This is a genomic window from Lutibacter sp., assembly GCF_040883305.1.
Classification (GTDB): Bacteria; Bacteroidota; Bacteroidia; order Flavobacteriales; family Flavobacteriaceae; genus Lutibacter.
In genome coordinates, this window is record NZ_JBFLKT010000183.1 from 1 (window position 1) to 4,729 (window position 4,729).

The window sequence follows — 4,729 nt, forward strand, 5'->3', positions numbered from 1 at the left end:
CCAATGTCTAATACGTTTATATTGTTTGCTATGCCAGAGCTTTTTAATAAGTCGTTTAAATAGTGAATATAATCTACACGCCCAGGAATTGGCGGACATAAATTATCATCGGGAAAATCCCAAAATTGAATATTGTAATACTTATATAAAAGTGCTGTATTTATTGCTTTTACAGCTTTTGGATTGGCAAAATCTATTGTTTCAGTGTTATAGGAATTTACAAATACAAAATCTTTCAATAGAGGATATGCTTCACATAATGCTGTAAAATTATATCCTTTTTTATGTTTGTTTTTTGGGTGAAGATTGCTTTTTGTTGCCATATTTTATTTAAAGTGTAAAAGTACTATTTAAAACTTTAAGATAAATTTAATATTCACAAAGAGAATGAACGTTCATTTTGTGAAAAACATGCACTATATTTGCACTTTATTAAAACTATTTTATGAAATCAAAAACATTTAAAATCTGGAATATTTTAAAAATTGTAATTGCATTATTTATGATATATGCAGGAATACAACATTTTATAAAACCAGCTTTTTTTATGCCTTTTGTTCCTGAATTTTTACCTTTAAAAACAACCATAATTTATGCATCGGGTGTTGCTGAAATTTTAGTGGGTGTGCTGTTATTAATAAAAAAATATGCTAAAATTGGTGCTATTGGAATTCTTATTTTGTTATTCCTCTTTTTACCACTTCATATTTGGGATGTTTTTGCAGAAGCACCAGCAATTGGGAGTCAGAAAGCTGCTTTAATTAGATTGCCAATTCAGTTTTTACTAATTTTTATAGTGTGGAAAATTAAAAATAGCGTGACAATTAAAAACCTAAATAATGGCTAAAAGAGTTAAAAGTAACGAAAAACGGATCGCCTTATTAAACGCAACTTTAAGTTTGGTTATTAACAAAGGTTTTCACGATGCACCCATGTCTAAAATTGCAAAATTAGCTGGAGTTTCACCTGCAACTATTTATATTTATTTTGAAAATAAACAAGATTTAATCAATCAGTTGTATTTAGAAACCAAAGCATTATTTAGCGAATATGCATTTAAAAATTACGATGTTAATCAGCCAATAAAAGAAAGTTTCGAACTAATTTGGTTCAATATTGCAAACTTTAAACTGAATAACGTTTTAGAAGCTAACTTTTTATCGCAATGTGACAATACCCCAATGATTGATGAAGAAAGCAGACAAAAAGGATTAAAACATTTGCAACCTTTGTTAGATTTATGGGAGCGAGGACAACAAAAGGGCGTTATAAAATTAATTTCACCTTATTTATTGTACGCTTATACAATTTATCCGTTAGCTTTTTTAACAACAATGCAACAAAATGATTCCTTTAAATTGACTGAAAAAAATTTGAATGAAGCCTTTTTAGCAGCTTGGGATAGTATAAAAGTATAATTATGGGTAAAACAGCAATTATTTTAGGCGCAACTGGGCTAACTGGCGGAATTCTACTTCAAAAATTAATTGAAGACAATAGGTATAAAACAGTTAAATTATTTTCAAGAAAAAAAATTGAACGACTACCACCAAAAGTTGAACAATTTATTGGAAATATGCTAGAACTAGATAACTTTAAAAAAGATTTTACTGCAGATGAAGTCTTTTGTTGTATTGGAACAACAGCAAAAAAAACACCAAATAAAGAAACATATAAAAACATTGATTTCGGAATTCCTGTTACCGCAGCAAAACTTTCAAAAGAAAATAATATCCCGACTTTTTTAGTAGTTTCTGCCATTGGTGCAAATCCAGAAAGTAGTGTTTTTTATAGTAGAACAAAAGGTGAAATGGAACAAGAAGTTTTACGACAAAATATTATGAACACCTATATTTTACAACCTTCAATTATTGGGGGAAATAGAAATGAATCTAGAATTGTAGAAAAAATAGGATTGGTTGTTTTTAAAATAGTGCAGCCTTTATTCTTCGGGAAATTAAAAAAATATAAAATTACTGAAGCTGAACATATTGCACAGGCTATGATAAACTTGGCGAATTCAACTTTAAAAAAGCAAATTATTACATCAGAAGAAATAGAATTATTAGCAACAAAAAATTAAAATTATAAACTAAAAAAAATGGAATTATTAGATAAATTAAATTGGAGATACGCCGCAAAAGCAATGAATGGCGAAAAAGTTTCAGAAGAAAAAGTCGCTAACATAATTGAAGCTGCACGTTTGGCTCCAACATCAAGTGGATTACAACCTTTTGAAATAATTGTAGTTAAAAATCAAGAAATTAAAGAGCAAATCAGACCTGTAGCTTGGAACCAATCTATGATTACAGACTGTTCGCACCTATTAGTTTTTGCCGCTTGGGATACATATACCGAAGACAGAATTAATAAAATGTTCGATTTAACAAACGAAATTCGCGGATTTAAAAATGAAGGTTGGGAAGCTTACCGTCAGAAATTATTAAGTTTTTATCCACAACAAGATCCAGAAGAAAACTTTAACCACGCTGCAAAACAAGCTTATATTGCATTTACTGCCGCTATTATTGCTGCAGCTTACGAAGGTGTAGATACAACGCCAATTGAAGGTTTTGAACCTGCTAAAGTTGATAAAATTTTAGGCCTACGTGAAAAAGGATTGCGCAGTTGTGTACTATTGCCAATTGGTTATAGAGATACTGAAAGTGATTGGTTGGTAAACCTAAAAAAAGTAAGAAAATCAACAGAAGATTTAGTAACAGTTATTGAGTAATTTTAGCTAAAAAAATATTAATTATGAACAATTTTCAATATAAAAATCCGACAAAAATTTTATTCGGAAAAGGACAAATAGAAAATATTACCAATGAAATTCCTGAAAACGCAAAAGTATTAATGCTTTTTGGAGGAGGAAGCATTAAAACAAATGGAGTTTATGAACAAGTTTCTAAAGCACTTTCAAATTTTGAGGTAATTGAATTTGGTGGAATTCCTGCAAATCCAGAATACGATGTTTTACTAGAGGCTTTAGACATTATAAAAGCTGAAAAAATAACATTTTTATTAGCTGTTGGTGGAGGTTCTGTTATTGATGGAACAAAATTTTTATCCGCTGCAGCATTGTTTGAAGGAGAATCTCCTTGGGATATTTTATCAAAAAATATAAGAACCTTAAAAGGAATGCCTTTTGGAAGTGTGTTAACATTACCAGCAACAGGGTCTGAAATGAATTCTGGTGCCGTAATTACAAGAGCTGAAACAAAAGAGAAATTAGCTATGGGTGGACCAGGATTATTTCCTGCATTTTCAGTGTTAGATCCAGAAGTTGTAAAATCGATACCGCAACGTCAAATTGCGAACGGATTAGCAGATGCTTTTACGCACGTTCTAGAGCAATATATGACCTATTCTGTGGATGCTAAATTACAAGACAGAATTGCTGAAAGTATTTTACAAACTATTATTGAAGTTGCACCTGCAATTTTAAAAGATACATCAGATTACAAAGCGGCATCAAATTTTATGTGGAGTTGTACTATGGCGTTGAACGGATTAATTCAACAAGGAGTTCCAAGTGATTGGGCTGTGCATATGATGGGACACGAATTAACTGCCTTATTTGGAATAGATCACGCCAGAACGTTGGCAATAATTGCTGAAAGTCATTACAAAGTAAATTTTGATGACAAAAAGGATAAATTAGCACAATATGCAGAGCGTGTTTGGAATGTTACCGAAGGAACTAATGAAGAAAGAGCAAAAGTTGGAATTGATAAAACTACCGCGTTTTTTCATTCTTTAGGAATAAAAACCAAACTATCCGAATACACAGAAGATTATAAAGGAACTGCACAAATAATTTCAAAACGTTTTGAAGAGCGTGGTTGGAAAGGTTTGGGTGAACACGGAAAAGTAACTCCAGAAAGGGTTGAAAAAATTGTAGAATTGAGTTATTAAATGTAAATTTCAACCTCATAAATAAAGCTCATTAATTAACTTTAATGAGCTTTTCATTTTTAAAACAAAATTATATTTTTAGTATATTGCTAATTGTTAGGGTGTTATATTTTTAAAAATGTTAAATATTTCATAAAATAGTACTTTGTTTTGCATAGTACTATATTCTTGTATACATTTGTAGTGTTATTAACTACTAACACAATTTATTATGAAAACATTAGACACTATTATCGACATTTTTACAACACAAGAAAACAGCCAATTAGAGCATAAAGGAAAATTTATTGATTTCCATAACGCAAAAAGAACTAACTGGAATCGCAGAAGAAATTATGGGCTTTAATCCGTAATTTCTTAATAATTCCAATTCTTTTTAAGTACGAAGTAGAAAGTTCTTCAACAAAAAAACTTAAACTCTTTTGGAAGAAGTTATTTATAATTTTAGCTTGCTAAAAATGTTTTAGCATCACATAAAAACTAAATCAATTAAAATAAGTGCTACCTTACAGTTAATATGATTCAAAAAATTTATTCACTTTTTTGGATCATATTTATTTTCTATAACTTGCATAAATGTCTTTATTATCAGGTTGAACTTATCACAAATTTTACCTTTCACAAATATAGATTTTAACTAAAGCTATTAGAAGAAAAAACTTAGACTTGGTTTTGTTTAATTTCGTTTTAACTAAATTTGAAGTAAAAATAAATTAATAATGAAAAATTTTATAATCCGATTTCTATTTTTTTGTTTTATGTCAAACAAAAAATAAATAAGTTTATGTGGAAAATTACATATAATATATTC

At 29.4% G+C, this 4,729-nt stretch carries 7 protein-coding genes; 6 read left to right on the forward strand and 1 reads right to left on the reverse strand.

From position 1 onward, the window contains the following. On the reverse strand, positions 1-323 hold a 323-nt coding region (locus AB1Z17_RS05855), incomplete at its 3' end, for an RlmF-related methyltransferase (protein WP_368050861.1). A 122-nt stretch (positions 324-445) separates the two neighbouring features. On the opposite strand from AB1Z17_RS05855, the gene AB1Z17_RS05860 reads away from it, so the two are divergent. From AB1Z17_RS05860 to AB1Z17_RS05885, 6 genes are all read left to right on the forward strand, one after another. Next, positions 446-847, forward strand: coding sequence for a MauE/DoxX family redox-associated membrane protein (locus AB1Z17_RS05860; RefSeq protein ID WP_368050862.1), 402 nt, complete (start codon positions 446-448; stop codon positions 845-847). Beyond that, positions 840-1,418, forward strand: coding sequence for a TetR/AcrR family transcriptional regulator (locus AB1Z17_RS05865; RefSeq protein ID WP_368050863.1), 579 nt, complete (start codon positions 840-842; stop codon positions 1,416-1,418). The genes AB1Z17_RS05860 and AB1Z17_RS05865 overlap by 8 nt, the downstream gene beginning before the upstream one ends. A 2-nt stretch (positions 1,419-1,420) precedes the next feature. After that, positions 1,421-2,083, forward strand: a complete 663-nt coding sequence (locus tag AB1Z17_RS05870) for an NAD(P)H-binding protein (RefSeq protein ID WP_368050864.1) — start codon at positions 1,421-1,423, stop codon at positions 2,081-2,083. Between the two features lie 18 nt (positions 2,084-2,101). After that, on the forward strand, positions 2,102-2,734 hold the full coding sequence (locus AB1Z17_RS05875; RefSeq protein ID WP_368050865.1) for a nitroreductase family protein: 633 nt from the start codon (positions 2,102-2,104) through the stop codon (positions 2,732-2,734). Between the two features lie 23 nt (positions 2,735-2,757). Then, positions 2,758-3,918, forward strand: coding sequence for an iron-containing alcohol dehydrogenase (locus tag AB1Z17_RS05880; RefSeq protein ID WP_368050866.1), 1,161 nt, complete (start codon positions 2,758-2,760; stop codon positions 3,916-3,918). Between the two features lie 211 nt (positions 3,919-4,129). After that, complete coding sequence (locus AB1Z17_RS05885; protein ID WP_368050867.1) at positions 4,130-4,264, forward strand: hypothetical protein; 135 nt, start codon at positions 4,130-4,132, stop codon at positions 4,262-4,264. The last annotated feature ends 465 nt before the right edge of the window (positions 4,265-4,729 follow it).

What these genes read in the sequence shown, in the direction of transcription:
- AB1Z17_RS05860 (WP_368050862.1), top strand. Translation starts at nt 446, where the DNA reads ATGAAATCAAAAACATTTAAAATCTGGAATATTTTAAAAATTGTAATT.
- AB1Z17_RS05865 (WP_368050863.1), top strand. Translation starts at nt 840, where the DNA reads ATGGCTAAAAGAGTTAAAAGTAACGAAAAACGGATCGCCTTATTAAAC.
- AB1Z17_RS05870 (WP_368050864.1), top strand. Translation starts at nt 1,421, where the DNA reads ATGGGTAAAACAGCAATTATTTTAGGCGCAACTGGGCTAACTGGCGGA.
- AB1Z17_RS05875 (WP_368050865.1), top strand. Translation starts at nt 2,102, where the DNA reads ATGGAATTATTAGATAAATTAAATTGGAGATACGCCGCAAAAGCAATG.
- AB1Z17_RS05880 (WP_368050866.1), top strand. Translation starts at nt 2,758, where the DNA reads ATGAACAATTTTCAATATAAAAATCCGACAAAAATTTTATTCGGAAAA.
- AB1Z17_RS05885 (WP_368050867.1), top strand. Translation starts at nt 4,130, where the DNA reads ATGAAAACATTAGACACTATTATCGACATTTTTACAACACAAGAAAAC.